This window comes from Pseudomonas sp. PDM14 (assembly GCF_014851905.1).
GTDB lineage: Bacteria > Pseudomonadota > Gammaproteobacteria > Pseudomonadales > Pseudomonadaceae > Aquipseudomonas.
In genome coordinates this window covers 563,041-585,480 of record NZ_JACVAQ010000002.1, presented here as the reverse complement: position 1 = coordinate 585,480, position 22,440 = coordinate 563,041, and the positions used below count along the sequence as shown (strand labels likewise).

Genomic DNA, 22,440 nt, shown 5'->3' with positions numbered 1-22,440 from the left:
GATATTCTGATCAGCGAGGGGGTGTTGTCGGAATCGCGTGTACCGGTTGTCAAGGTAACGCAAAAAAATTTCGACAGGCCCCTAAAGCTCCGGCGGCGAAGGCCGATATAAAGGACGAATGCGAACACAATGGCTGCCTGAGATCTGCAGGGCCAAATTCGCAAGCTCTCAGGCAAACAAGCTAGGTCCTATGGAGGACATACATCATGGCTTTGACAGTCAACACTAACATCGCTTCCCTCAACACTCAGCGCAACCTGAACACTTCCTCCAAGTCCCTGGATGTGTCCCTGCAGCGCCTGTCCACCGGCTCCAAAATCAACAGCGCCAAAGACGACGCTGCCGGTCTGCAGATTTCCAACCGCCTGAGCAGCCAGATCAACGGTCTGAACGTTGCGGTGAAGAACTCCAACGACGGCATCTCGATGGCGCAAACCGCTGAAGGTGCTCTGCAACAGTCCACCAGCATCCTGCAGCGTATGCGTGACCTGTCTCTGCAGTCGGCCAACGGCTCTAACAGCGACGAAGAACGTAAAGCTCTGAACTCCGAAGTCAACGAGCTGAAGAAAGAGCTGAACCGTATCTCCAACACCACCACCTTCGGTGGCAAGAAACTGTTGGATGGCAGTTTCGAAACTACTACTTTCCAGGTAGGTAGCAAGGCGAACGAAACCATCAGCGTCAAGATTGACGAGATGAGCACCGAATCCCTGAAAGGTACTTTCAGCTCGGGCAACATTGCTGCTGCCGATGTGGCCACCGCTGATGCAACCGCTTCGGGCTCCATCGCGATTTCCGTGACCATGGCAGGTGGTGAGGCCCGTACGTTCAGCACTACTTTCGCTAGCGGTGCTACTGCTGACGAGCAGGTTCAGGCTCTGGCGACCGTAATTAACGACGCCAACATCGGCGTGGGTGCATTCGTCAACGAGGATGGCAGCATTGACCTGCTGTCTGCTGCTGGTTCGGGCAGCACTGCTGGCCAGATCGAGAGCTTCTCTTTCGGTACCGGTGCGACCGTAGATGCAGCTAAAACTGCCGCCACTACTGAAGCTATCACCATGGCAGAAGTAGATGATGGCAACCTGGTAGATGATATCGACATCAATAGTGTTCTGAGCTCGCAAAAAGCTGTAATCGTCATCGACCAAGCTATCCAAGCGATTGACTCTCAGCGAGCCGACCTCGGTGCGGTACAGAACCGCTTCGAGAACACCATTGGTAACCTGCAGAACATCGCAGAAAACGTATCGGCAGCTCGTGGTCGGATTCAAGATACCGACTTCGCAGCAGAAACTGCTAGTCTGACCAAGAATCAGATTCTGCAGCAAGCTGGTACCGCGATCCTGGCCCAGGCAAACCAGCTGCCGCAGGCAGTACTGAGCCTGCTCGGGTAAGTCGATAGGCAATATCGATGGGGGGAAGGGCAAAGCCCTTTCCCCCATTACCTCTTTGTGAGGGAAAAATTATGGACATTAGCTCGATACGTGGTTGGGTAAAGCCTGAAGTTCCATCAGTTGATGGAGTGCGTAATCGTAAGAGCGATACGCCTGAGGTTTCCGAGCCCGAGGCTTCAAAAGCTGCGCAAAAACCTGCTCCTGAAAGTAGCGTAGTAAGCAGGGCAGAGGTCGAAGATGCGGTAAGCAGCATCCAAGAATTCGTGCAATCCGTTCGCCGTGACATCAACTTCTCCCTCGACGACGGCGATGGTCGTGTTGTCGTGAAGGTGACTGATGCTGACTCGGGTGACGTGATTCGCCAGATCCCTTCCGAAGAAGCACTCCGCCTTGCGGAGAACTTGTCCGAAGTACGCAGTCTACTGTTTACGGCCGAAGCCTAAGCAGTGGCGCGCTTTTTGAATGCACACACTTATTGATTGGTATGTGCACGGATTAGTGCCAACTTCCTGACGAGGTAATGAACATGGCAATTGGCGGACTCAGTACTGGACTCAACTCCGGGCTGCCTATCGGCGACATGGTTTCGGCTATGGTTGCTGCGGAAAAGGCCCCCAAGGAAGCACAGCTCGCTCGTCTGGAAAAGACCACAACCACCCGATTCTCCGCTCTGGGCCAGCTCAAGAGTGCGTTGACCGACTTTCAGACGGCAATGAAGGATTTGAACAGTGCTGCGTTGTTCGAGAAGCGGTCGGCTTCTTCTTCGAATACCGCCGCTCTGACCGCTACTGCGACGAAGACCGCCGCCGCAGGTACGTACCAGATTGAAGTCAAGAATCTGGCGACTGCGAGCAAGGTGGCGACTTCTGCTCAAGCGTCGACGTTCAAGACGGATGACGAGCAGACCCTCACCATTCAGTTGGGTGAGGACGATGCTGGTATCGATGTAAAAATTGCCGCCGGCTCCGATTTGGCTAGCATTCGCGATCAGTTGAACACGGCCCTCAAAGATAAGGGCGTTACCGTCAACACGATTGCCGACCCTTCTAGCGGCAAGAGTCGCCTGGTTTTCAGCGGCAAGGAAACCGGCGAGGGCAAGGACATTATCGTCACCGGTAAGGCAGGTTTCGACGCTCTTGATGTGGACGGTCGCAATAGCTTTACTGCGCCTGACGGCACCAGCACCGATGCCTCCAAGGGGGCCATCGTCAAAGCTTCCGATGCTCAGTTCACGATTGATGGCCTGCTGCTGAAAAGTGCAACCAACAAACCGACTGATGCAATCTCTGGTGTGAGCTTCGAACTCCTGGCGAAGACAGAAACCGACAAGCCGCTAACATTGACCGTTGGCCAAGACACCACCACTGCAGCGGCGAACGTCAAAAAATTCGTCGATGCCTACAACAAGCTGATTACCACCAGTAATACCCTGACCAACGTGACGAAGGTCGGCGATGAAAGTGCGCCGGTCGTTGGCGGCCTGGTGGGTGATGCAACGGTTCGCAGCCTGCTCAGTGGTATCCGTAACGAATTGGTCAATCCAGCTGGTAATGGTGGTGTTAGCGTACTGGCTGATCTGGGCATCACCACCCAGAAGAACGGCACGCTGAAGATCGATGATGCAAAACTCAAAGATGTGCTTACGGAAGACTTCGACTCTGTCAGCAAGTTCTTGACGGGGGACAGTGGCCTGATGAGCCGTGTCACCAAGCGAATCAGCGGTTTCAGTGAGACCGGCGGCATCCTGGAGCAGCGCATGAGCGGGCTGCAGGGGACGTTGACCGACATCACCAAGCAAAAAGAAGCGCTGACCCTTCGCGTGGACAAGATGCAGACTCGTTTGCTGGCGCAGTTCAATGCCATGGAATCGCTGATCGGTAAACTCAACGGGACCAGCAGCCAGCTCGGTTCAGTGCTCGATAACCTGCCAGGCGTCGTCAAAAAATGAAAAAGCAGATCGATGCATACAAAAGCGTAAAAACCAGCCACGAAGTTACGCCTTATGTGGCCGTGCAGATGTTGCTCGATGGCGCCGTGGAGCGCTTGAACCTGGCCGCGCTTGCTCAAGAGCAGGGTAATACAGGTGCGCGCGGTGAGGCGGTCGGAACCACGATTACCATTATTGGCGTGCTGCAATCCAGCCTGGATAAAGACCTTGGTGGTGAACTCGCGCAAAACCTCGACAATCTGTACGACTACATGAATCGTCGCCTGGTTGGTGTAGCGTTGGATGATACGCCCCGCAGCCTTCTGGAAGTGAAGGCGCTGCTGCTGGAGATTCGTGATGCCTGGGCTGTCATCGGGCCAGAAGTAGAACCTTCGGCCAGCAACTGATTTCAGGTGCTTTTAGCGTTTAACAAAGCCCCGGTTTCGCCTAGCGAACCGGGGCTTGTTTTTGATGGTGTGCTCGAAGGATCGGCGGTATTGAATTTATGCGCCAGGCTCTAAAGCTGAACGCCTTGGTGCCGATACATGAAGTATTCCCGCTGTACACTGGAGTACATTCAGCATGAACGCCATGAGCGCTATGCGTCAGTATCAAACCGTCAACACCCAGGCTCAGGCTGTAGATGCGACTCCCCATCGTTTGATTCAGATGCTCATGGAGGGTGGGTTGACCCGCCTGGCTCAGGCTCGTGGCGCGATGGAGCGCGGGCAGATAGCTTTGAAGGGCGAGCTGATCGGCAAGGCGATTGCTATCATCGGCGGGCTGCGTAGTGGCTTGAATCTCGAGGCCGGCGGCGAACTGGCGCGTAACCTAGATAATCTCTACGAATACATGACCTCCAAGCTCATTCAGGCAAACGTGAAGAACGAAGTTGCCATTCTGGATGAGGTATCCGGGCTGCTGCGCGACGTCAAAAGCGGCTGGGATGCAATCAGTGAGTGATGGCTTGGCCTATTGCGGGAGCAATTTTATGAACGCATCCGTTCAACGTCTTCAGGATACCGGCGCCGCGCTGCGCCAGGCCCTGGCCAGTCAGGATTGGGCCGCTATCGGGGAGCTGGATACCCAGTGCCGCCAGGCGGTAGAGGAGGCCATGGCCGATGCCCCACAGGATGAGGCCGCTCTGCGCGACCGCATGCAGGAGCTTCTCGACCTCTACCGCGAGTTAGTCGCCACCTGCAGAACCGAGCAAGGCCGCATTGCCGACGAGCTGCGTCAGCTCAACCACGCGCAACAAGGCGCCAAGGTTTACCAGCTGTTTGGTTGATCGATAGCAATGAAAAAAGCCCCGCTCTGCGGGGCTTTTTGCGTTTTTATGGTGTCTCTAAAAAGAATCTGGTTTTTTCAGGTAAATTCACGTCATAAAATTGACTAACGCCTGATTTTTGACTTTACTAGTGGCCAATTGCCGGCGCTGTTTGTGTTTTCTCCAGACAGCTTTTTTCCTGCTCGCGAGTCAGACCAAAACAGATGTGGCGTGAAACCAAGATCCTGCTGATTGACGACAACAGCGAGCGCCGCCGTGATCTGGCGGTCATTCTCAATTTCCTTGGCGAAGAGCACTTCTCCAGCACCAGCGCTGGATGGAAAGACGCCGTTGCGTCTCTCGATTCCAGTCGTTCGATTCTCTGCGTGCTGCTGGGGGATGTCGAAGCCAAGGGCGGAGCGCTCGATCTGCTCAAGCAGCTGGCGGGCTGGGATGAGAACCTGCCGCTGTTGATGATCGGCGATGTTGCCCCAGCCGACTGGCCGGAAGACCTGCGTCGCCGTGTACTGGCCAGCCTGGAAATGCCGCCGAGCTACAACAAGCTGCTCGATTCGCTGCACCGTGCCCAGGTCTACCGCGAAATGTATGACCAGGCTCGCGAGCGCAGCCGTCAGCGCGAGCCGAATCTGTTCCGCAGCCTGGTCGGCACCAGCCGCGCTATCCATCAGGTACGACAGATGATGCAGCAGGTGGCCGATACCGAGGCCAGCGTGCTGATCCTCGGTGAGTCCGGTACCGGCAAGGAAGTTGTTGCGCGCAACCTGCACTACCACTCCAAACGCCGCGATGCGCCTTTCGTGCCGGTCAACTGCGGCGCCATTCCCGCCGAGCTGCTCGAGAGCGAGTTGTTCGGGCATGAGAAGGGTGCCTTTACCGGTGCCATCACCAGCCGCGCCGGGCGCTTCGAATTGGCCAACGGCGGCACCTTGTTCCTCGACGAAATTGGCGATATGCCGCTGCCGATGCAGGTCAAGCTGCTGCGCGTGCTGCAGGAACGGACGTTCGAGCGCGTCGGCAGCAACAAGACGCAGAGTGCCGATGTACGCATCATCGCGGCCACGCACAAGGATCTGGAGAAGATGATCGAGGAGGGTACCTTCCGCGAGGACCTCTACTACCGCCTCAATGTCTTCCCGATCGAGATGGCGCCATTGCGTGAGCGGGTGGAAGACATTCCGCTGCTGATGAACGAGCTGATTTCGCGGATGGAATTCGAGAAGCGCGGCTCGATCCGTTTCAACTCGGCGGCCATCATGTCGCTGTGCCGTCACGACTGGCCGGGCAACGTCCGTGAGCTGGCCAACCTGGTCGAGCGCATGGCGATCATGCATCCCTATGGCGTTATTGGGGTCGGCGAGTTGCCGAAGAAATTCCGTCATGTTGACGATGACGACGAGCAGTTGGTCAGCAGCCTGCGTGAAGAGCTGGAAGAGCGCGCAGCCATCGGTGCCGGCCTACCGGGCATGACCAGCGGGGCGATGCTGCCGCCGGAAGGCCTGGACCTGAAGGATTACCTGGGCAATCTCGAGCAGGGCCTGATCCAGCAGGCGCTGGATGACGCCAGTGGCGTGGTGGCACGCGCGGCCGAGCGCCTGCGTATTCGTCGCACGACCCTGGTCGAGAAGATGCGCAAGTACGGCATGAGTCGCCGTGATGATGAGGGTGTCGACGAGGACTGATTGCCGTCGCCATCCATGCCAATGAAGCCGGAGCTTTGACGCAGTCTCCGGCTTTATTTTTTATGGCATTGAAAAATAAGGATATTTTTTTAGGCACGGGGATTGCTATGTCTCTGCTGACTGACCGTCTGCTGACGGTTTGCCACGCGAGAGATGAGTATGAGTCAAGCGGCCCCCAAATCCCCGAACCCCGAGATCGATGCCAACGCGCCGGTCGAGCAGGCCAGTCGCGAGAGTCTGGAGCAGGCGTTTACCCTGTTCAACCAGATGTCCACGCAGCTCAGCGCGTCCTACAGCATGCTCGAGGCCCGGGTCACCGAGCTCAAGGGGCAGCTGGCGCTGGTCAGCGCCCAGCGCATGCAGGAGCTGGCAGAGAAAGAGCGTCTGGCGCATCGCCTGCAGAGCCTGCTGGATCTGTTGCCGGGTGGCGTGATCGTCATTGATGGCCAGGGCGTGGTCCGCGAAGCCAACCCTGTCGCCCGCAATCTGCTGGTCAAGCCGCTGGTGGGCATGCTCTGGCGCGAAGTCATCCAGCGCAGCTTCGCCCCCCGCGAAGACGATGGCCACGAAATTTCCCTGAAGGATGGCCGCCGGCTGTCCATCGCCACCCGTTCGCTGCATGGCGAGCCGGGGCAACTGGTTCTACTCACCGATCTGACGGAAACCCGTCGCCTGCAGGACCAGCTCTCTCGCCATGAGCGCCTCTCCGCACTGGGGCGCATGGTTGCCTCGTTGGCCCACCAGATTCGTACACCGCTCTCTGCCGCGCTGCTGTATGCCAGTCATCTGTCCGAGCAGGCGTTGCCGCTCGAGCAGCAGCAGCGTTTCGCCGGCCGCTTGAAAGAGCGCCTGCACGAGCTGGAGCACCAGGTGCGCGACATGCTGGTATTCGCCCGCGGCGAGCTGCCGCTGCCGGATCGCCTGGCCCCACCGGCGCTGTTCGATGCGCTGCGCGCAGCGGCCGAGCCGCACGTGCAGGACATGAATGTGCGCTGGCAATGCGACGCGCGCCTGGGTGAGCTGCTGTGCAACCGCGACACCCTGGTCGGCACCGTACTCAACCTGGTGCAGAACGCCATCCAGGCTGGCGGCCGCGAGGCGAGCCTGAAGATCCACCTGTACGCCCGCGACAACAGCCTGCGTCTGTGCGTGAGCGACAACGGCCCCGGCATCGACAAGGCCACCTTGGCGCGTCTCGGCGAACCGTTCTTCACCACCAAGACCACCGGTACTGGCCTCGGCCTGGCAGTGGTTCAGGCCGTGGTACGCGCTCACCAGGGCGAGCTGCAACTGCGCTCGCGCGTGGGCCGTGGCACGTGCGCCACCCTCATTCTGCCGCTGCTCGGCGCGGCGCAATCGGCTATCCAGCCGCGTATTCAGGAGTAGGCCATGACTGCCAAAGTTCTGCTGGTCGAAGACGACCGCGCGTTGCGCGAAGCGCTGGCCGACACCTTGTTGCTGGGCGGGCATGACTACCGCGCCGTGGAGTGCGCCGAGGATGCGCTGGACGCCTTGGCCGAGGAGTCTTTCGGCTTGGTGGTCAGCGACGTCAACATGCCGGGCATGGATGGCCATCAGCTACTCGGGCTGATCCGCAGCCGCTACCCGCAACTGCCGGTGTTGCTGATGACTGCCTATGGTGCGGTCGAGCGTGCCGTGGATGCCATGCGCCAGGGGGCTGCCGACTACCTGGTCAAACCTTTCGAGCCCAAAGCGTTGCTCGATCTGGTCGGGCGTCACGCGCTTGGTCATCCGAGCGCGGGTGAGGGCGATGGTCCGGTCGCCAACGAGCCCGCCAGTCAGCAGCTGCTGGAACTGGCGTCGCGCGTGGCCAAGAGCGGTTCCACCGTGCTCATTTCCGGGGAGTCCGGCACCGGCAAGGAGGTGCTCGCGCGCTATATCCATCTGCAGTCGCCGCGGGCGGGCAAGCCATTCATCGCCATCAACTGTGCGGCGATCCCCGACAACATGCTGGAGGCGACCCTGTTCGGCCATGAGAAGGGGGCGTTCACTGGCGCGGTTTCGGCGCAGCCGGGCAAGTTCGAACTGGCTGACGGTGGCACCATCCTCCTCGATGAAATTTCCGAGATGCCTATCGGCCTGCAGGCCAAGCTGTTGCGTGTGCTGCAGGAGCGGGAAGTCGAACGTGTCGGTGCGCGCAAGCCCATCGAACTGGATATCCGCGTCATCGCCACGACCAACCGTGACTTGGCGGGCGAAGTGGCGGCGGGGCGGTTCCGTGAAGACCTCTACTACCGCCTCTCGGTGTTCCCGTTGGCCTGGCGGCCACTGCGCGAGCGTACCGCCGACATTCTGCCGCTGGCCGAGCGCCTGTTGGCCAAGCACGTCAAAAAAATGAATCACTCGGCGGTGCAGCTTTCTCCCAATGCTCGTGCGGCGATGCTGGCTCATGCTTGGCCGGGCAACGTTCGTGAGCTGGACAATGCCATCCAGCGCGCGCTGATCCTGCAGCAGGGTGGGCAGATCCAGGCCCATGACCTGTGTCTGACCACGCCAATCGGCATGGCGATCGTTTCGCCAGCGCCGCAGCCATTGACCCTGGTCGCGGCTGCCACGGCGGCAGTGCCTGTCGAATCGGCCGCGAGCGAAGTGGCGGGACAGCTGGGCGAGGACCTGCGTCGCCGCGAGTTCGAGCTGATCATCGATACCCTGCGTTCCGAGCGTGGCCGGCGCAAGGAGGCCGCCGAGCGCTTGGGCATCAGCCCGCGGACCCTGCGTTACAAACTGGCGCAGATGCGTGATGCCGGCATGGACGTCGAGGCCTATCTTTACGCCAGCTGACGCCATCCCGACGCTTCAACGTCCTATCCCAAGGCCCGCCCCGTGCGGGCCTTTGCCTGCCTGCAGATTTGGCACCCTTGTTGCAAATACCTCCGTATAGAGCCGCGCAGCGTCAAAATATTGCGGTCGGAGGAAGATCATGAGCCAAGGTATCGAATTCAATCGTCTGATGTTGGAAATGCGCTCCATGCAGATGGATGCCATGGCCAAGTCCAGGCCGGCCATGATCAGCGCTGCGCCGGAGCCAGGTGCGCCGAGCTTCTCGGAGATGCTGGGGCAGGCAGTGAACAAGGTCAGCGAGACGCAGCAGGCGTCCGGGCAGCTGGCGTCGGCCTTCGAGATGGGCCAGAGCGGCGTGGATATCACTGATGTGATGATCGCGTCGCAGAAAGCCAGCGTTTCCTTCCAGGCGATGACCCAGGTGCGCAACAAGCTGGTTCAGGCGTACCAAGACATCATGCAGATGCCGGTTTAAGGGCGGAATTGACTCATGGCTGAAGCAGTCGCTGCAAACGTGCCCGCCACTACCGGCTCCGGTGAGAAGAAGCCGCTGTTCGGGCTGGCATTCCTGGAAAACCTCTCGCAGATGAGCATGCTGCGTCAGGTCGGCCTGTTGGTCGGTCTGGCTGCCAGTGTGGCCATCGGATTTGCCGTGGTGCTCTGGTCGCAGCAGCCGGATTATCGCCCGCTGCTGGCGAATCTGTCGGGCATGGATACCAATCAGGTGGTGGAGATTCTCACCGCCGCCGATATCGCTTACACCGTCGAGCCGAACTCCGGCGCTCTGCTGGTCAAGTCCGAAGACCTCGGCCGTGCGCGCATGCGCCTCGCCGCTGCCGGCGTCGCGCCGAGCGATGGCAATGTCGGCTTTGAAATCCTCGACCAGGAGCAAGGCCTGGGCACCAGCCAATTCATGGAAGCCACTCGTTATCGCCGAGGGCTCGAGGGTGAGCTGGCACGCACCGTGTCGAGCCTGAATAACGTCAAGGGCGCCCGTGTGCACCTGGCGATCCCGAAGAGCTCGGTGTTCGTCCGTGACGAGCGCAAGCCCAGTGCCTCGGTGCTGGTCGAGCTGTATCCCGGTCGTGCGCTGGAGCCGAGCCAGGTGATGGCGATCATCAACCTGGTTGCCACCAGCGTGCCGGAGCTGACCAAATCGCAAGTCACCGTGGTCGACCAGAAGGGCAACCTGCTCTCCGACCAGCAGGAAATGTCCGAGCTGAGCGTGGCCGGCAAGCAGTTCGACTACAGCCGCCGCATGGAAACCCTGTTTACCCAGCGCGTGCACAACATCCTGCAGCCGGTGCTGGGCAATGGCCGTTACAAGGCCGAAGTTTCGGCCGACGTGGACTTCAGCGCGGTCGAGTCGACCTCGGAAATGTTCAACCCGGACCAACCGGCGCTGCGCAGCGAACAGCAGGTCAACGAACAGCGCACCAGCAGCTTGCCGCCGCAGGGCGTGCCGGGTGCCGTCAGCAACCAGCCGCCAGGTGCCGCTTCGGCTCCGCAACAGGCTGCCGCCGCGGCTCCCGCGCCTGCCGGCCCGGTTGCCGCTGGGCAACCGCTGCTGGACTCCAACGGCCAGCAGATCACCGATCCGGCCACCGGCCAACCCATGCTGGCGCCGTACCCGGCGGACAAGCGTGAACAGTCCACGCGCAACTTCGAGCTGGACCGTTCGATCAGCCACACCAAGCAGCAGCAAGGCCGCCTGAAGCGCCTGTCGGTTGCCGTGGTGCTGGATGACCGTGTCAGCATCAATGCCGAGAGCGGCGAGTCCACCCGTGTGCCGTGGAGTGCCGCCGAGCTGGAGCGCTTCACCCGCCTGGTGCAGGATGCCGTCGGCTTCGATGCGAGCCGTGGCGACAGCGTCAGCGTGATCAACAGCGCATTCACCACCGAGGTGGGCGAAGTCTTCGAGACCCCGTGGTACCAGAGCGAGCTGTTCCTGATGGCCATGGGGCTGCTCAAGCAACTATTCCCGGCTTTGCTGATCCTTATTCTTGTGCTGTTCGTGCTGCGCCCGGTGCTCAACAACATCACCAACGGTGGCAAAGGTGCTGCCGGTTCTGGTGGCCGTGATGGCGATGTCGAACTGGGTGAAATGGGCGGCCTGGAAGGCGAGCTGGCCTCTGATCGGGTCAGCCTCGGTGGCCCGCAAAGCATCCTGCTGCCGAGCCCCTCGGAGGGGTATGATGCGCAACTGAACGCCATCAAGAGTCTGGTGGCGGAAGATCCGGGCCGCGTCGCCCAAGTCGTGAAAGATTGGATCAACGCCGATGAATGACAATCGCGCCACCGCCAAGCTGAGCAAGGTCGACAAGGCCGCCATTCTCCTGCTGTCCCTCGGCGAGACCGATGCCGCCCAGGTGCTGCGTCATCTCGGGCCGAAGGAAGTGCAGCGCGTCGGCGTGGCCATGGCCGGCATGCGCAACGTGCACCGCGAGCAGGTCGAGCAGGTGATGGGCGAGTTCGTCGAGATCGTCGGCGACCAGACCAGCCTGGGCGTCGGTGCCGACGGTTACATTCGCAAGATGCTCACCCAGGCTCTGGGCGAAGACAAAGCCGGCAACCTCATCGACCGCATCCTGCTTGGTGGCAGTACCAGCGGGCTGGACAGCCTGAAGTGGATGGAGCCGCGCGCCGTGGCGGACGTGATCCGTTACGAGCACCCGCAGATCCAGGCCATCGTCGTGGCTTACCTCGACCCGGACCAGGCTGGCGAAGTGCTCAGTCACTTTGACCACAAGGTACGCCTGGATATCGTCCTGCGCGTGTCCTCGCTGAACACCGTGCAGCCGGCCGCGCTCAAGGAACTCAACCTGATTCTGGAGAAGCAGTTCTCCGGCAGTGCCAACACCACCCGCGCCACCCTTGGCGGCGTCAAGCGCGCAGCGGACATCATGAACTTCCTCGACAGCTCGATGGAGGGTCAGCTGATGGACTCGATTCGCGAGGTGGACGAAGACCTGTCCAGCCAGATCGAGGACCTGATGTTCGTCTTCGACAACCTGGCCGACGTCGACGACCGCGGTATCCAGGCGCTGCTGCGCGAGGTGTCTTCCGACGTGCTGGTGCTGGCGCTCAAGGGCGCCGACGATGGCATCAAGGAAAAGGTCTTCAAGAACATGTCCAAACGTGCTGCCGAACTGCTGCGCGACGACCTCGAGGCCAAGGGCCCGGTGCGCGTCAGCGATGTCGAGACCGCACAGAAGGAAATTCTCACCATTGCCCGTCGCATGGCCGAATCCGGCGAGATCGTTCTCGGCGGGGCTGGCGGCGAGGCGATGATCTAAGCGGCGGAATCCCAGCATGGCCCCCAAGGAAGCTCCCAGCGAACTGATTCGCGCGAAGGACGTGAGTGGTTTCGACCGCTGGGCGTTGCCCAGTTTCGACCCCGCGGTGGAGGCCGCTCCCGAGCCGGAGCCCGAGCCGCAACAGGCCGAGCCGGAGCCGATCTCGCAGGTCGAGGACGTCGCCGTCGAGGAAGTCAAACCGCTGACGCTCGACGAGGTCGAGGCGATCCGCCAGGACGCTTACAACGAGGGCTTCGCCACGGGCGAGAAGGACGGTTTCCGGGCTGGCCAGCTCAAGGCCAAGCAGGAGGCCGACACACTGCTGCAGGGCAAGGTCGCTCAGCTCGAGCAGGTGATGACCCAGCTGTTCGAGCCTATCGCCGAGCAGGACCAGGCCGTCGAGCAGGGGCTGATCAATCTCGTAAGCCAGATGACGCGGCAGATCATCCAGCGCGAACTGTCCACCGACTCCAGCCAAATCCGCCATGTACTGCGCGAGGCGCTCAAGCTGCTGCCGATGGGCGCGAGCAACGTGCGCATCCACATCAATCCCCAGGACTTCGACCTGGTCAAAGCCCTGCGCGAGCGGCATGAGGAAAGCTGGCGGATTCTTGAAGACGACGCCCTGCAACCAGGAGGTTGTCGCGTCGAGAGCGAGCAGAGCCGCATTGATGCAACGGCGGAAACGCGCCTGGCGTTGGCCCTGAAGCAGCTCTTCGACCAGCAACGCTCACAGGCCACCAACCCGCCGGAGGCGGATATCGCCGTCGATCTGGACGCCAACCATGCGCCTTGAGCGCGTCAGCTTTGCCAAACGCCTGGCGGGTTACGCTGAGGCGATCGAGCTACCCAGTCAGCCGGTGGTCGAAGGTCGCCTGCTGCGCATGGTCGGCCTCACCCTGGAAGCCGAGGGCCTGCGCGCTGCGCTGGGCAGCCGTTGCCTGGTGATCAATGACGACAGTTACCACCCGGTGCAGGTCGAGGCCGAGGTGATGGGTTTTTCCTCCGGCAAGATCTACCTGATGCCCGTCGGCAGCCTGGCCGGCATCGCGCCGGGCGCGCGCGTAGTGCCGCTGCCGGATACCGGCCGTCTGCCCATGGGCATGTCGATGCTGGGCCGCGTGCTGGATGGCGCCGGGCGGGCCCTCGATGGCAAGGGCGGGATGAAGGCCGAGGACTGGGTGCCGATGGATGGGCCGACCATCAACCCGCTCAACCGCGATCCGATTCACGTACCACTGGATGTCGGCATCCGCAGCATCAACGGCCTGCTCACCGTCGGCCGTGGCCAGCGGCTGGGTCTGTTCGCCGGCACCGGTGTGGGTAAATCGGTGCTGCTGGGCATGATGACGCGCTTCACCGAGGCCGAGATCATCGTGGTCGGACTGATCGGTGAGCGCGGTCGCGAGGTCAAGGAGTTCATCGAGGAAATCCTCGGCGAGGAGGGCATCAAGCGCTCGGTGGTGGTGGCCTCGCCTGCGGACGACGCGCCGCTGATGCGCCTGCGCGCAGCCATGTACTGCACGCGGATCGCCGAGTACTTCCGCGACAAGGGCAAGAACGTGCTGCTGCTGATGGACTCGCTGACCCGTTTCGCCCAGGCCCAGCGCGAGATCGCCCTGGCCATCGGCGAGCCCCCGGCGACCAAGGGTTATCCGCCATCGGTATTCGCCCGTTTGCCGCGCCTGGTCGAGCGGGCCGGCAATGCCGAGGCCGGCGGTGGCTCGATCACCGCCTTCTACACCGTCCTCTCCGAGGGTGATGACCAGCAGGACCCGATTGCCGACGCCGCGCGCGGCGTGCTCGACGGCCACTTCGTGCTGTCCCGGCGGCTGGCCGAGGAAGGCCATTATCCGGCCATCGACATCGAGGCCTCGATCAGCCGGGTCATGCCCCAGGTGGTCAGCCCGGAGCACATGCGCATGGCCCAGCGCTTCAAGCAGCTGTGGTCGCGCTACCAGCAGAGCCGCGACCTGATCAGCGTCGGTGCCTACGTGCCGGGTGGCGATCCCGACACCGACCTGGCCATCGCCCGCCAGCCTGCGATGGCGCGTTACCTGCGCCAGGGCCTACGCGAAAGCGAGAGCATGGCCGACAGCGCCGCGCAACTGGCGCAGGTGCTCAACCCTTCGGCTCCGGGCGCCTGATGAATGGCTAACAGCCGTGCCGCGCGCCTGGCGCCGGTCATCGACATGGCCGAGCGCGCTGAGCGTGAAGCCGCGCGCCAGCTCGGCCACTGCCAAGGCCTGCTGGGCAAGGCAGAACTGCAGCTCAGCGAGCTGGAGCGCTACCGCGGCGACTATCAGCAACAATGGATCAACGAAGGCCGCCACGGCGTTTCCGGGCAGTGGCTGATGAACTATCAACGCTTCCTCTCGCAGCTGGAAACCGCCATCGGCCAGCAGCTGCAGAGCGTCAACTGGCACCGCGACAATCTGGCCAAGGCTCGCGCACTCTGGCAGCAGCGCTATGCTCGTCTGGAAGGCCTGCGCAAGCTGGTCCAGCGTTACATCGAAGAAGCCCGTATCGCCGAAGACAAACGTGAGCAGAAACTGCTCGACGAACTGTCTCAACGCCTGCCGGCTCGCGATCAATACTGAGCGGTGGTTGCCGCCATTTGCCACCAATGCTAAATCTGTCCGCAGAACAGCACGCATCACAGACAAGGAGTGCTCCATGACGATCACCGCGCTGCCCTCGAGCGATGGCCAGGAACTGACCATCCAGATTCAGGGGCGCTTCGATTTCTCCGCGCATCAGGAATTTCGCGATGCCTACGAGCGGGTGAACATCACACCCAAGCGCTACCTGGTCGACCTGCAGGGTGCGACCTATCTCGACAGCTCCGCGCTGGGCATGCTCCTGCTGCTGCGCGACCATGCCGGCGGCGATCATGCGCGCATCAGCCTGATCAACTGCAACCCCGATGTGCGCAAGATCCTCTCTATCTCCAACTTCGAACAACTGTTCCAGATCGGCTGACTGCCATGCCCGGGCGCCTGGCCATCCTGATTGCCGAGGACAACGCCGCGGACAGGATGCTGCTGTCCACCATCGTCAATCGCCAGGGGCACCGCGTGCTCACCGCCAGCAACGGCCTGGAGGCCGTTGCGCTGTTCGAGCAGGAGCGGCCACAGCTGGTGCTGATGGATGCGTTGATGCCGCTGATGGATGGCTTCGAGGCTGCCGAGCGGATCAAGGCCGCGGCCGGTGAGGCACTGGTACCGATCATCTTCCTCACCTCGCTGACCGAGAGTGAAGGCCTGGTGCGCTGCCTGGAGGCCGGTGACGACTTCCTCGCCAAGCCTTACAACCGCACCATCCTCGAAGCCAAGATCCGCGCCATGGATCGCCTGCGGCGCCTGCAGGACACCGTGCTGCGCCAGCGCGACCTGATCGCCAAGCACAACGAACATCTGCTCACCGAGCAGCGCGTGGCCAAGGCGGTGTTCGACAAGGTCGCGCACTCCGGCTGCCTCAACGCGCCGAACATCCGTTATCTGCAGTCGCCTTTTGCCCTGTTCAACGGCGACCTGCTGCTCGCCGCGTTCAAGCCGTCGGGCGACATGCACGTGCTGCTCGGCGATTTCACCGGGCATGGCCTGCCGGCGGCGATTGGCGCCATGCCGCTGGCCGAAGTGTTCTACGGCATGACGGCGAAAGGGTTTTCCATCGCGGAAATCCTTCGCGAGATGAATGCCAAGCTTAAGCGCATCCTGCCGGTTGGCGTGTTCTGCTGTGCGACGCTGCTCAGCCTGAGTTTCCAGCGGCGAGTGGTCGAAGTGTGGAACGGCGGCCTGCCCGATGGCTATCTGCTGCGGGCGGCCAATGGCGAGCGGGTGCGCCTGATGTCGCGGCACCTGCCCTTGGGCGTGCTGGAGTCGAGCCGTTTCAATGACGCCTACGAGGTTTATCCGCTGGAGGAGGGCGATCGGCTGTTCCTCCTTTCCGACGGCATTCTCGAGGCTTGCAACGCCCAGGGTGAGCTGTTCGGTGAGGAGCGCCTGCAGGCGGTCTTCGACAACCAGCACGCCCCGCAACGGCTGTTCGACGATATCCAGCAGGCACTGGTCGCATTCCGCGGCGAGGCCCAGGACGACGTCAGCATGATCGAGTTGTGCCTGGTCGAGGAGGGCGCGCTCAACCGACCACCGCTGGTGTTCTCCGACAGCGGGCAGAGCAGCCCGCTGGACTGGTCCGCCAGTTTCGAATTCCGTGCCGAGACGCTCAAACGCTTCAATCCGTTGCCATTCCTCCTGCAGTTGCTGCTGGAGGTGCAAGGCCTGCGCGCCCAGGCAGGCCCGCTCTATACGGTGCTGGCCGAGCTTTATTCCAATGCGCTGGAGCATGGCGTACTGGGCCTGGATTCCTCGCTCAAGTGCAGTGCCGAAGGCTTCGCCCGCTACTACCAGGAGCGCACACAACGCCTGCAGGCGCTGCAGGACGGTTACGTGCGTTTCAACCTCGAACTGCTCCAGCGCCCTGATCTCGGCTGTCTGAAGATTCACATCGAGGACAGCGGTGGCGGCTTCGATGTTGCCGCGGCAATGGACCTTGAGCATGCGCCGCAAAGCCTGCGTGGCCGTGGCCTGCGCCTGATTCGTCAATTGACCTGGAGCTGCGAGTGGGCAGCGGATGGTCGCGGGGTAAACGTGGAGTTCTGCTGGCCGGCTCATGCATAATCCGCGCATCTTGATCATGGAGTGAGCAGGTGCCCGATTCCCATCTCGATGCCGCGGTGCTGGCGTCTCTGCAGGACGTCATGGAAGACGAGTATCCGGTGCTGCTGGATACCTTCCTGACCGACTCCGATGAGCGCCTGCGCCACTTGGTCGCCGCCCGCCAGAGTGCCGATGCCCAGGCACTGCGCCTGGCCGCGCATAGTTTCAAGGGCAGCTGCAGCAACATGGGCGCGGTGCTGCTGGCCAACCTGTGCAAGCAGCTCGAGGAGGCCGCCCGTCGCGAACAACTCGATGACGTACCTGCGCTGATCGAGCAGATCGAGCGTGAGTTCGCCATCGTGCGCATCCTCTTCCGCGCCGAGCGCCAGCGCTACCGCTAGGTTCTGCCGCGTGCCATCGCCTGCCTGATCACGGTTTTTCTGCACGGCGACAAACCTGGCCCAGGCCTTGCTATATCCCGGTACGACCCACCCTGAACGGAGAGTACCCATGTCCGTCGCACCCGATATCCTGCTTCAGCCGGCGCCTGACGTCAGGCCGAAAGCTTCGGCGACGAAAGCGCCGGCCAACGCGCCGGAACCCGCCAAGAACGAGGCTTCCAGCTTCGCCGAGGTCTACGCCAAGGAGCGTCAGGCGAAGGCCGCCGACCGCAAGGAAGCTGCGGCCAAGGCCCGCGACGAGCGCAGTGACGAGGCCAAGCCAAGCGACACGGCGAAGGCCGAGACGCCGGCGGAGCAGCCAATCGTTGCCGATAGCGGCAATGCGTTGCCGGAGGAGGAACTGGCCGATGGCGAGCAGGAGGTGATCGACCCGCTGCTGTTGCTGGCCATGAACGGGCAGTTGCCCGTCGAGGGTGTCAGCGCAGAAACCGAGCCCGCGGTCGAGAGCACCAGTGACCTGCTGTCGCCGAGTGGCACGCTTGGCACCACAGGGGCGCCGCCAGGCATGACCGATGCCAGCCATGATCCCGAGCTCGACATGCTCAACAGCCTGCCCGGTGTGCGCCTGGCACTGGAGATCGGTGCGCAGAATCAGGCCGCTGCGGCTGCGCAGCAGAGCCCGGGGGCGGTTGCTGCGGAGAAAGCGGTCAGCCCCACCGAGGGCTTTGCCAACGCGCTGGCAGCCTTTGCCGGTGAGGCGGCGCCGGAAGAAAGTGCCGAGGATGAAATCCCCGTGGCGGATCTGCTGGCCGAAGGCCTGGAGAGCGTGCCCGAGTTACGAGAGAACCAGAGCGATGCGCGTGCCGATGCGTTCGCCAGCAAGCTCAGTGCGCTGAGTCAGGCGATCAATCAGCAGAGCAGCGTCGCCCAGCGCCTGCCGGTAGTGCCGGGGCATCCGGTGCCGATGCAGGGCGCTTGGACCGAGGCAGTGGTGGACCGGGTGATGTGGCTGTCCAGCCAGAACCTCAAGTCCGCCGAGATCCAGCTCGACCCGGCAGAATTGGGGCGTATGGAAGTGCGCATCGAGATGAACAAGGACCAGGCCGCCCAAGTGACCTTCATCAGCGCCAACGCCAACGTGCGTGATCAGCTGGAAGGGCAGATGCAGCGCCTGCGCGACATGTTCAGCCAGCAGGGCATGGGCCAGCTCGACGTCAACGTTTCCGACCAGTCGCTGGCGCGAGGTTGGCAGGGCAATGGTGACGAGGGTCGACGTCAGGGAGGTTCGGGGCGCGGTGGCGACGGTGGCGATGAGGAAGTCCTCACCGGCATGAGCGAGATCCGTAATCCGAACAGTGCCGCGCCGCGCGGTCTGGTGGACTATTACGCCTGACGGTCGTTCACGCGGATCGGCCGAAAGCGGGGCGGGTGTATGTTGCGGGCTGCTCATGAGCCGCTCGCAGCTTCGCATCCTGAGCCGATTTCATCCGCCAGAGGTCTCGTTCACGCGCGCATAACAGGATCGAACGCCTGCACAGCGCTGCAACTTCATTGCGCCCGGTACGCACAAATGTACCGGGCGCAGTCGTTTTCGGGTGACAGCCGGGCAGCGCCTTGGTATATCGACCGCCTGTGTCGTCGGTTGCCGGAGCAGCTACTTTGTTTATAAGGTGGCATAACACTTGCTCCTAACCCTTTGACCGTAGACAAAACCCAGATCAGCGACGGATTTTTGGCATGGCAAAAAAACCAGCACCGCAACCTCCTGCCGAGGGTGCGGGCGATAAACCGGCAGGCAAGAGCAAACTCAAGCTCATTATTCTGATCGTGGTGGCGTTGGTGCTCGCCATCGGCCTGTCGGTCGGCGCGACATGGTTTTTCCTCGGCAAGGGCGACAGCAAGAAGGACGACGCGAAGGAAGAACACGCTGCTGCCGAAGCGGCTGCCCCCGTCAAGAAGGTCGCGATCTACGAAGCGATGGTGCCGGCCTTCGTGGTCAATTTCAGTTATCAGGGCCGCCAGCGCTACATGCAGGTGAGCGTCGCCCTGATGGCTCGGGATCAGGCCGAGATGGATGCGCTCAAGGTGCACATGCCGGTGCTGCGCAATCGTTTGGTGATGCTCTTTTCCGGTCAGGATTTCGGCGTGCTGATCACCCCGGTGGGCAAGGAAATGCTGCGTCAGCAGGCTACTGCCACGGTGCAGGAGCTGGCGCAAAAGGAAACCGGCAAGCTGGTGATCGAACAGGTGTTGTTCACCAATCTGGTATTGCAGTGAGCAGGAGTTAAGCAATGGCTGTGCAGGACCTGCTATCCCAGGACGAAATCGACGCGCTGTTGCACGGCGTGGACGACGGCCTGGTCGAAACCGAGGTCGACTCCGATCCGGGCAGCGTGAAGAGCTATGACCTGACCAGCCAGGATCGTATCGTCCGCGGGCGCATGCCGACCCTGGAAATGATCAACGAGCGCTTCGCCCGCTATACCCGCATCAGCATGTTCAACCTGCTGCGCCGCTCGGCCGATGTCGCCGTCGGTGGCGTGCAGGTGATGAAATTCGGCGAATACGTGCACTCGCTGTACGTACCGACCAGCCTCAACCTGGTGAAGATGAAGCCGCTGCGCGGCACTGGCCTGTTCATTCTCGACGCCAAGCTGGTGTTCAAGCTGGTCGACAACTTCTTCGGCGGCGATGGCCGCCACGCCAAGATCGAAGGCCGCGAATTCACCCCGACCGAGCTGCGCGTGGTGCGCATGGTGCTGGACCAGGCATTCATCGACCTCAAGGAAGCCTGGCACGCGGTGATGGACGTCAACTTCGAGTACATCAACTCGGAAGTGAACCCGGCGCTGGCCAACATCGTCAGCCCCAGCGAAGTGATCGTCGTCTCGACCTTCCACATCGAGCTGGACGGCGGTGGCGGCGACCTGCACATCACCATGCCGTATTCCATGATCGAGCCGGTACGCGAGATGCTCGATGCCGGCTTCCAGTCCGATGTCGACGACCAGGACGAACGTTGGACCAAGGCCCTACGCGAGGACATCCTCGACGTCAGCGTGCCGCTCGGCGCCACCGTGGCTCATCGCCAGTTGCGCCTGCGCGACATCCTGCACATGCAGCCGGGCGACGTGATTCCGGTGGACCTGCCGGAAAACGTGATCATGCGCGCCAACGGCGTGCCGGCCTTCAAGGTCAAGCTGGGTGCGCACAAGGGCAACCTGGCCATGCAGATCATCGAACCGATCGAGCGCGTGCGCTGAGCGCATGCCCACAGGCCCGGCTTGCCGGGTCTTTCTGAACAACAGTTAGCCGAGGCAGACCGATGGCAGACGAGAACGAAAGCACCTCTCCCGAGGAACAGGCCCTGGCCGATGAGTGGGCCGCGGCTCTCTCCGAGGCGGGCGACGCGGGGCAGGACGACATTGATGCCATGCTGGCCCAGCAGGCCGCCCCGGCGGCGCCCAGTGCGCCACGCGTAGCGATGGAAGAGTTCGGCGCCGCGCCCAAATCCAACGGCCCGGTAAGCCTGGATGGCCCCAACCTCGACGTGATCCTGGACATTCCGGTATCGATCTCCATGGAGGTCGGCAGCACCGATATTTCCATCCGCAACCTGCTGCAGCTCAACCAGGGCTCGGTGGTCGAACTCGACCGCCTGGCGGGCGAACCCCTCGACGTGCTGGTCAACGGCACGCTGATCGCCCACGGCGAAGTGGTGGTGGTGAACGAGAAGTTCGGTATTCGGCTGACGGATGTGATCAGCCCGAGCGAACGCATCAAGAAGCTGCGCTGAGGCCGTGATGCGCCACTACCTGGGTTTGTTGCTGGCACTGCCACTGAGCGCGCTGGCTGATACGCCGGCTGCCAAGGCGGCCACGCCACTGGCCACCACCAATGTTGGTGGGCAACTGGTGCAGTTGCTGCTCGGCCTGCTGTTCGTCATCGGCCTGATCTTCGTGCTGGCCTGGGTCATGCGCCGTGTGCAGCAGATCGGCCCGCGTGGCGGCCAGGTGATCAAGCTGGTGGCCAGCCAGGCGTTGGGCCCGCGCGATCGGCTATTGCTGGTGCAGGTGGGCGGTGAGCAGGTTCTGCTCGGCCTGACCCCAGGGCGCATCACGCCGTTGCACGTGCTCAAAGAGCCGGTGCTGGCGACCGAAGCCGAGCCGGCGACGCCGGAGTTCGCGCAGCGCCTGATGGAGTTGCTCGGCAAGGACAATAAGGACAAGACATGAGCGCCTGGCGCATTCTGCTGACCCTGCTGCTGGTCGTGGCGGCACCGCTGGCGCTGGGCGCCGAGAACCCGCTATCGATCCCGGCGATCACCCTGAGCACCAACCCGGAAGGGCAGCAGGAATACTCGGTCAGCCTGCAGATTCTGCTGATCATGACAGCGCTGAGCTTCATCCCGGCGTTCGTCATGCTGATGACCAGCTTCACCCGCATCATCATCGTGTTCTCCATCCTGCGTCAGGCGTTGGGCCTGCAGCAGACGCCGTCGAACCAGATTCTCATCGGCCTGGCGTTGTTCCTCACGATGTTCATCATGGCCCCGGTGTTCGACCAGATTAACCGTGAGGCGCTGCAGCCCTACCTGCGTGAAGAAATGGTGGCGCAGGATGCCATCGCCAAGGCCGAAGTGCCGATCAAGAACTTCATGCTGGCGCAGACCCGCGCCTCGGACCTCGAGCTGTTCGTGCGCCTGTCCAAGCGCACCGACATCGTGTCGCCCGAGCAGGCGCCGCTGACCATCCTCATCCCGGCGTTCGTCACGTCCGAGCTGAAGACTGCGTTCCAGATAGGCTTCATGATCTTCATCCCGTTCCTGATCATCGACATGGTGGTGGCCAGCATTCTCATGGCGATGGGTATGATGATGCTCTCGCCGCTGATCATTTCCCTGCCGTTCAAGATCATGCTGTTCGTGCTCATCGACGGCTGGGCCTTGATCATGGGTACGTTGGCCGGCAGTTTCGGCACGTTATAGAG

General features: G+C 61.9%; 24 protein-coding genes. All 24 read left to right on the top strand.

Annotated elements, in window-relative coordinates; genetic code table 11:
* Window positions 1–206 precede the first annotated feature (206 nt).
* The 24 genes from IB229_RS15365 (at window position 207) to fliP (ending at window position 22,438) form a co-directional block, all read left to right on the top strand.
* Window positions 207–1,397, top strand: a complete 1,191-nt coding sequence (locus IB229_RS15365) for a flagellin (protein ID WP_192330498.1) — start codon at window positions 207–209, stop codon at window positions 1,395–1,397.
* A 71-nt stretch (window positions 1,398–1,468) separates the two neighbouring features.
* Window positions 1,469–1,840 (top strand): flagellar protein FlaG, encoded by a 372-nt coding sequence (locus IB229_RS15360; protein ID WP_192330496.1) that lies wholly within the window; start codon window positions 1,469–1,471, stop codon window positions 1,838–1,840.
* Between the two features lie 77 nt (window positions 1,841–1,917).
* A complete protein-coding gene (gene fliD / locus IB229_RS15355; RefSeq protein WP_318652115.1) occupies window positions 1,918–3,345 on the top strand; it encodes a flagellar filament capping protein FliD in 1,428 nt (475 codons plus the stop codon).
* Window positions 3,342–3,731, top strand: coding sequence for a flagellar export chaperone FliS (fliS, locus tag IB229_RS15350; protein WP_192330494.1), 390 nt, complete (start codon window positions 3,342–3,344; stop codon window positions 3,729–3,731). Before fliD ends, fliS (IB229_RS15350) begins: the two co-directional genes overlap by 4 nt.
* A gap of 175 nt (window positions 3,732–3,906) precedes the next feature.
* Window positions 3,907–4,287, top strand: a complete 381-nt coding sequence (gene fliS / locus IB229_RS15345) for a flagellar export chaperone FliS (RefSeq protein ID WP_192330492.1) — start codon at window positions 3,907–3,909, stop codon at window positions 4,285–4,287.
* Window positions 4,288–4,315: 28 nt separating this feature from the next.
* Entirely contained in the window at window positions 4,316–4,612 is a 297-nt protein-coding gene (locus IB229_RS15340; RefSeq protein ID WP_192330490.1) for a flagellar protein FliT, read from the top strand.
* A 203-nt stretch (window positions 4,613–4,815) separates the two neighbouring features.
* A complete protein-coding gene (locus IB229_RS15335) occupies window positions 4,816–6,291 on the top strand; it encodes a sigma-54 dependent transcriptional regulator (RefSeq protein ID WP_192330488.1) in 1,476 nt (491 codons plus the stop codon).
* Window positions 6,292–6,450: 159 nt separating this feature from the next.
* Entirely contained in the window at window positions 6,451–7,677 is a 1,227-nt protein-coding gene (locus IB229_RS15330) for a sensor histidine kinase (protein WP_192330486.1), read from the top strand.
* Between the two features lie 3 nt (window positions 7,678–7,680).
* Window positions 7,681–9,093, top strand: coding sequence for a sigma-54-dependent response regulator transcription factor FleR (gene fleR, locus IB229_RS15325; protein WP_192330483.1), 1,413 nt, complete (start codon window positions 7,681–7,683; stop codon window positions 9,091–9,093).
* A gap of 139 nt (window positions 9,094–9,232) precedes the next feature.
* Window positions 9,233–9,568: a flagellar hook-basal body complex protein FliE gene (gene fliE / locus IB229_RS15320; protein WP_192330481.1), complete on the top strand. Its 336-nt coding sequence runs from the start codon at window positions 9,233–9,235 to the stop codon at window positions 9,566–9,568.
* A 15-nt stretch (window positions 9,569–9,583) separates the two neighbouring features.
* Window positions 9,584–11,380, top strand: coding sequence for a flagellar basal-body MS-ring/collar protein FliF (gene fliF / locus IB229_RS15315; protein ID WP_192330479.1), 1,797 nt, complete (start codon window positions 9,584–9,586; stop codon window positions 11,378–11,380).
* A complete protein-coding gene (gene fliG / locus IB229_RS15310; RefSeq protein ID WP_192330477.1) occupies window positions 11,373–12,389 on the top strand; it encodes a flagellar motor switch protein FliG in 1,017 nt (338 codons plus the stop codon). The genes fliF and fliG overlap by 8 nt, the downstream gene beginning before the upstream one ends.
* 16 nt (window positions 12,390–12,405) lie before the next feature.
* On the top strand, window positions 12,406–13,185 hold the full coding sequence (gene fliH / locus IB229_RS15305) for a flagellar assembly protein FliH (RefSeq protein WP_192330475.1): 780 nt from the start codon (window positions 12,406–12,408) through the stop codon (window positions 13,183–13,185).
* Entirely contained in the window at window positions 13,175–14,536 is a 1,362-nt protein-coding gene (gene fliI / locus IB229_RS15300) for a flagellar protein export ATPase FliI (RefSeq protein ID WP_192330474.1), read from the top strand. The genes fliH and fliI overlap by 11 nt, the downstream gene beginning before the upstream one ends.
* A 3-nt stretch (window positions 14,537–14,539) precedes the next feature.
* On the top strand, window positions 14,540–14,989 hold the full coding sequence (fliJ, locus tag IB229_RS15295; RefSeq protein ID WP_192330472.1) for a flagellar export protein FliJ: 450 nt from the start codon (window positions 14,540–14,542) through the stop codon (window positions 14,987–14,989).
* 76 nt (window positions 14,990–15,065) lie between these two features.
* Window positions 15,066–15,371 carry an STAS domain-containing protein gene (locus IB229_RS15290; RefSeq protein ID WP_192330470.1) on the top strand — a complete coding sequence of 102 codons (306 nt, stop codon included), beginning with the start codon at window positions 15,066–15,068 and terminating at the stop codon, window positions 15,369–15,371.
* Between the two features lie 5 nt (window positions 15,372–15,376).
* The gene (locus tag IB229_RS15285; RefSeq protein WP_192330468.1) at window positions 15,377–17,071 is read left to right on the top strand and encodes a fused response regulator/phosphatase; all 1,695 of its coding nucleotides are present in this window, start codon (window positions 15,377–15,379) and stop codon (window positions 17,069–17,071) included.
* Window positions 17,072–17,100: 29 nt separating this feature from the next.
* The gene (locus IB229_RS15280; protein WP_192330466.1) at window positions 17,101–17,451 is read left to right on the top strand and encodes an Hpt domain-containing protein; all 351 of its coding nucleotides are present in this window, start codon (window positions 17,101–17,103) and stop codon (window positions 17,449–17,451) included.
* Between the two features lie 109 nt (window positions 17,452–17,560).
* Window positions 17,561–18,844, top strand: coding sequence for a flagellar hook-length control protein FliK (locus tag IB229_RS15275; RefSeq protein WP_192330464.1), 1,284 nt, complete (start codon window positions 17,561–17,563; stop codon window positions 18,842–18,844).
* Window positions 18,845–19,188: 344 nt separating this feature from the next.
* Entirely contained in the window at window positions 19,189–19,728 is a 540-nt protein-coding gene (gene fliL, locus IB229_RS15270) for a flagellar basal body-associated protein FliL (protein WP_192330462.1), read from the top strand.
* Between the two features lie 14 nt (window positions 19,729–19,742).
* Window positions 19,743–20,714 carry a flagellar motor switch protein FliM gene (gene fliM, locus IB229_RS15265; protein WP_192330460.1) on the top strand — a complete coding sequence of 324 codons (972 nt, stop codon included), beginning with the start codon at window positions 19,743–19,745 and terminating at the stop codon, window positions 20,712–20,714.
* A 62-nt stretch (window positions 20,715–20,776) separates the two neighbouring features.
* On the top strand, window positions 20,777–21,247 hold the full coding sequence (fliN, locus tag IB229_RS15260; RefSeq protein ID WP_192330458.1) for a flagellar motor switch protein FliN: 471 nt from the start codon (window positions 20,777–20,779) through the stop codon (window positions 21,245–21,247).
* A gap of 7 nt (window positions 21,248–21,254) precedes the next feature.
* Window positions 21,255–21,686, top strand: a complete 432-nt coding sequence (gene fliO / locus IB229_RS15255) for a flagellar biosynthetic protein FliO (RefSeq protein WP_192330456.1) — start codon at window positions 21,255–21,257, stop codon at window positions 21,684–21,686.
* On the top strand, window positions 21,683–22,438 hold the full coding sequence (gene fliP / locus IB229_RS15250) for a flagellar type III secretion system pore protein FliP (protein ID WP_192330455.1): 756 nt from the start codon (window positions 21,683–21,685) through the stop codon (window positions 22,436–22,438). The genes fliO and fliP overlap by 4 nt, the downstream gene beginning before the upstream one ends.
* Window positions 22,439–22,440: the final 2 nt, after the last annotated feature.

What these genes read in the sequence shown, in the direction of transcription:
- IB229_RS15335 (WP_192330488.1), top strand. Translation starts at nt 4,816, where the DNA reads ATGTGGCGTGAAACCAAGATCCTGCTGATTGACGACAACAGCGAGCGC.
- fliS (WP_192330492.1), top strand. Translation starts at nt 3,907, where the DNA reads ATGAACGCCATGAGCGCTATGCGTCAGTATCAAACCGTCAACACCCAG.
- fliS (WP_192330494.1), top strand. Translation starts at nt 3,342, where the DNA reads ATGAAAAAGCAGATCGATGCATACAAAAGCGTAAAAACCAGCCACGAA.
- fliJ (WP_192330472.1), top strand. Translation starts at nt 14,540, where the DNA reads ATGGCTAACAGCCGTGCCGCGCGCCTGGCGCCGGTCATCGACATGGCC.
- IB229_RS15340 (WP_192330490.1), top strand. Translation starts at nt 4,316, where the DNA reads ATGAACGCATCCGTTCAACGTCTTCAGGATACCGGCGCCGCGCTGCGC.
- IB229_RS15285 (WP_192330468.1), top strand. Translation starts at nt 15,377, where the DNA reads ATGCCCGGGCGCCTGGCCATCCTGATTGCCGAGGACAACGCCGCGGAC.
- fleR (WP_192330483.1), top strand. Translation starts at nt 7,681, where the DNA reads ATGACTGCCAAAGTTCTGCTGGTCGAAGACGACCGCGCGTTGCGCGAA.
- IB229_RS15275 (WP_192330464.1), top strand. Translation starts at nt 17,561, where the DNA reads ATGTCCGTCGCACCCGATATCCTGCTTCAGCCGGCGCCTGACGTCAGG.
- fliH (WP_192330475.1), top strand. Translation starts at nt 12,406, where the DNA reads ATGGCCCCCAAGGAAGCTCCCAGCGAACTGATTCGCGCGAAGGACGTG.
- IB229_RS15360 (WP_192330496.1), top strand. Translation starts at nt 1,469, where the DNA reads ATGGACATTAGCTCGATACGTGGTTGGGTAAAGCCTGAAGTTCCATCA.
- IB229_RS15330 (WP_192330486.1), top strand. Translation starts at nt 6,451, where the DNA reads ATGAGTCAAGCGGCCCCCAAATCCCCGAACCCCGAGATCGATGCCAAC.
- fliI (WP_192330474.1), top strand. Translation starts at nt 13,175, where the DNA reads ATGCGCCTTGAGCGCGTCAGCTTTGCCAAACGCCTGGCGGGTTACGCT.
- fliE (WP_192330481.1), top strand. Translation starts at nt 9,233, where the DNA reads ATGAGCCAAGGTATCGAATTCAATCGTCTGATGTTGGAAATGCGCTCC.
- fliM (WP_192330460.1), top strand. Translation starts at nt 19,743, where the DNA reads ATGGCTGTGCAGGACCTGCTATCCCAGGACGAAATCGACGCGCTGTTG.
- fliL (WP_192330462.1), top strand. Translation starts at nt 19,189, where the DNA reads ATGGCAAAAAAACCAGCACCGCAACCTCCTGCCGAGGGTGCGGGCGAT.
- IB229_RS15365 (WP_192330498.1), top strand. Translation starts at nt 207, where the DNA reads ATGGCTTTGACAGTCAACACTAACATCGCTTCCCTCAACACTCAGCGC.
- fliF (WP_192330479.1), top strand. Translation starts at nt 9,584, where the DNA reads ATGGCTGAAGCAGTCGCTGCAAACGTGCCCGCCACTACCGGCTCCGGT.
- fliO (WP_192330456.1), top strand. Translation starts at nt 21,255, where the DNA reads ATGCGCCACTACCTGGGTTTGTTGCTGGCACTGCCACTGAGCGCGCTG.
- IB229_RS15290 (WP_192330470.1), top strand. Translation starts at nt 15,066, where the DNA reads ATGACGATCACCGCGCTGCCCTCGAGCGATGGCCAGGAACTGACCATC.
- fliP (WP_192330455.1), top strand. Translation starts at nt 21,683, where the DNA reads ATGAGCGCCTGGCGCATTCTGCTGACCCTGCTGCTGGTCGTGGCGGCA.
- fliG (WP_192330477.1), top strand. Translation starts at nt 11,373, where the DNA reads ATGAATGACAATCGCGCCACCGCCAAGCTGAGCAAGGTCGACAAGGCC.
- fliN (WP_192330458.1), top strand. Translation starts at nt 20,777, where the DNA reads ATGGCAGACGAGAACGAAAGCACCTCTCCCGAGGAACAGGCCCTGGCC.
- fliD (WP_318652115.1), top strand. Translation starts at nt 1,918, where the DNA reads ATGAACATGGCAATTGGCGGACTCAGTACTGGACTCAACTCCGGGCTG.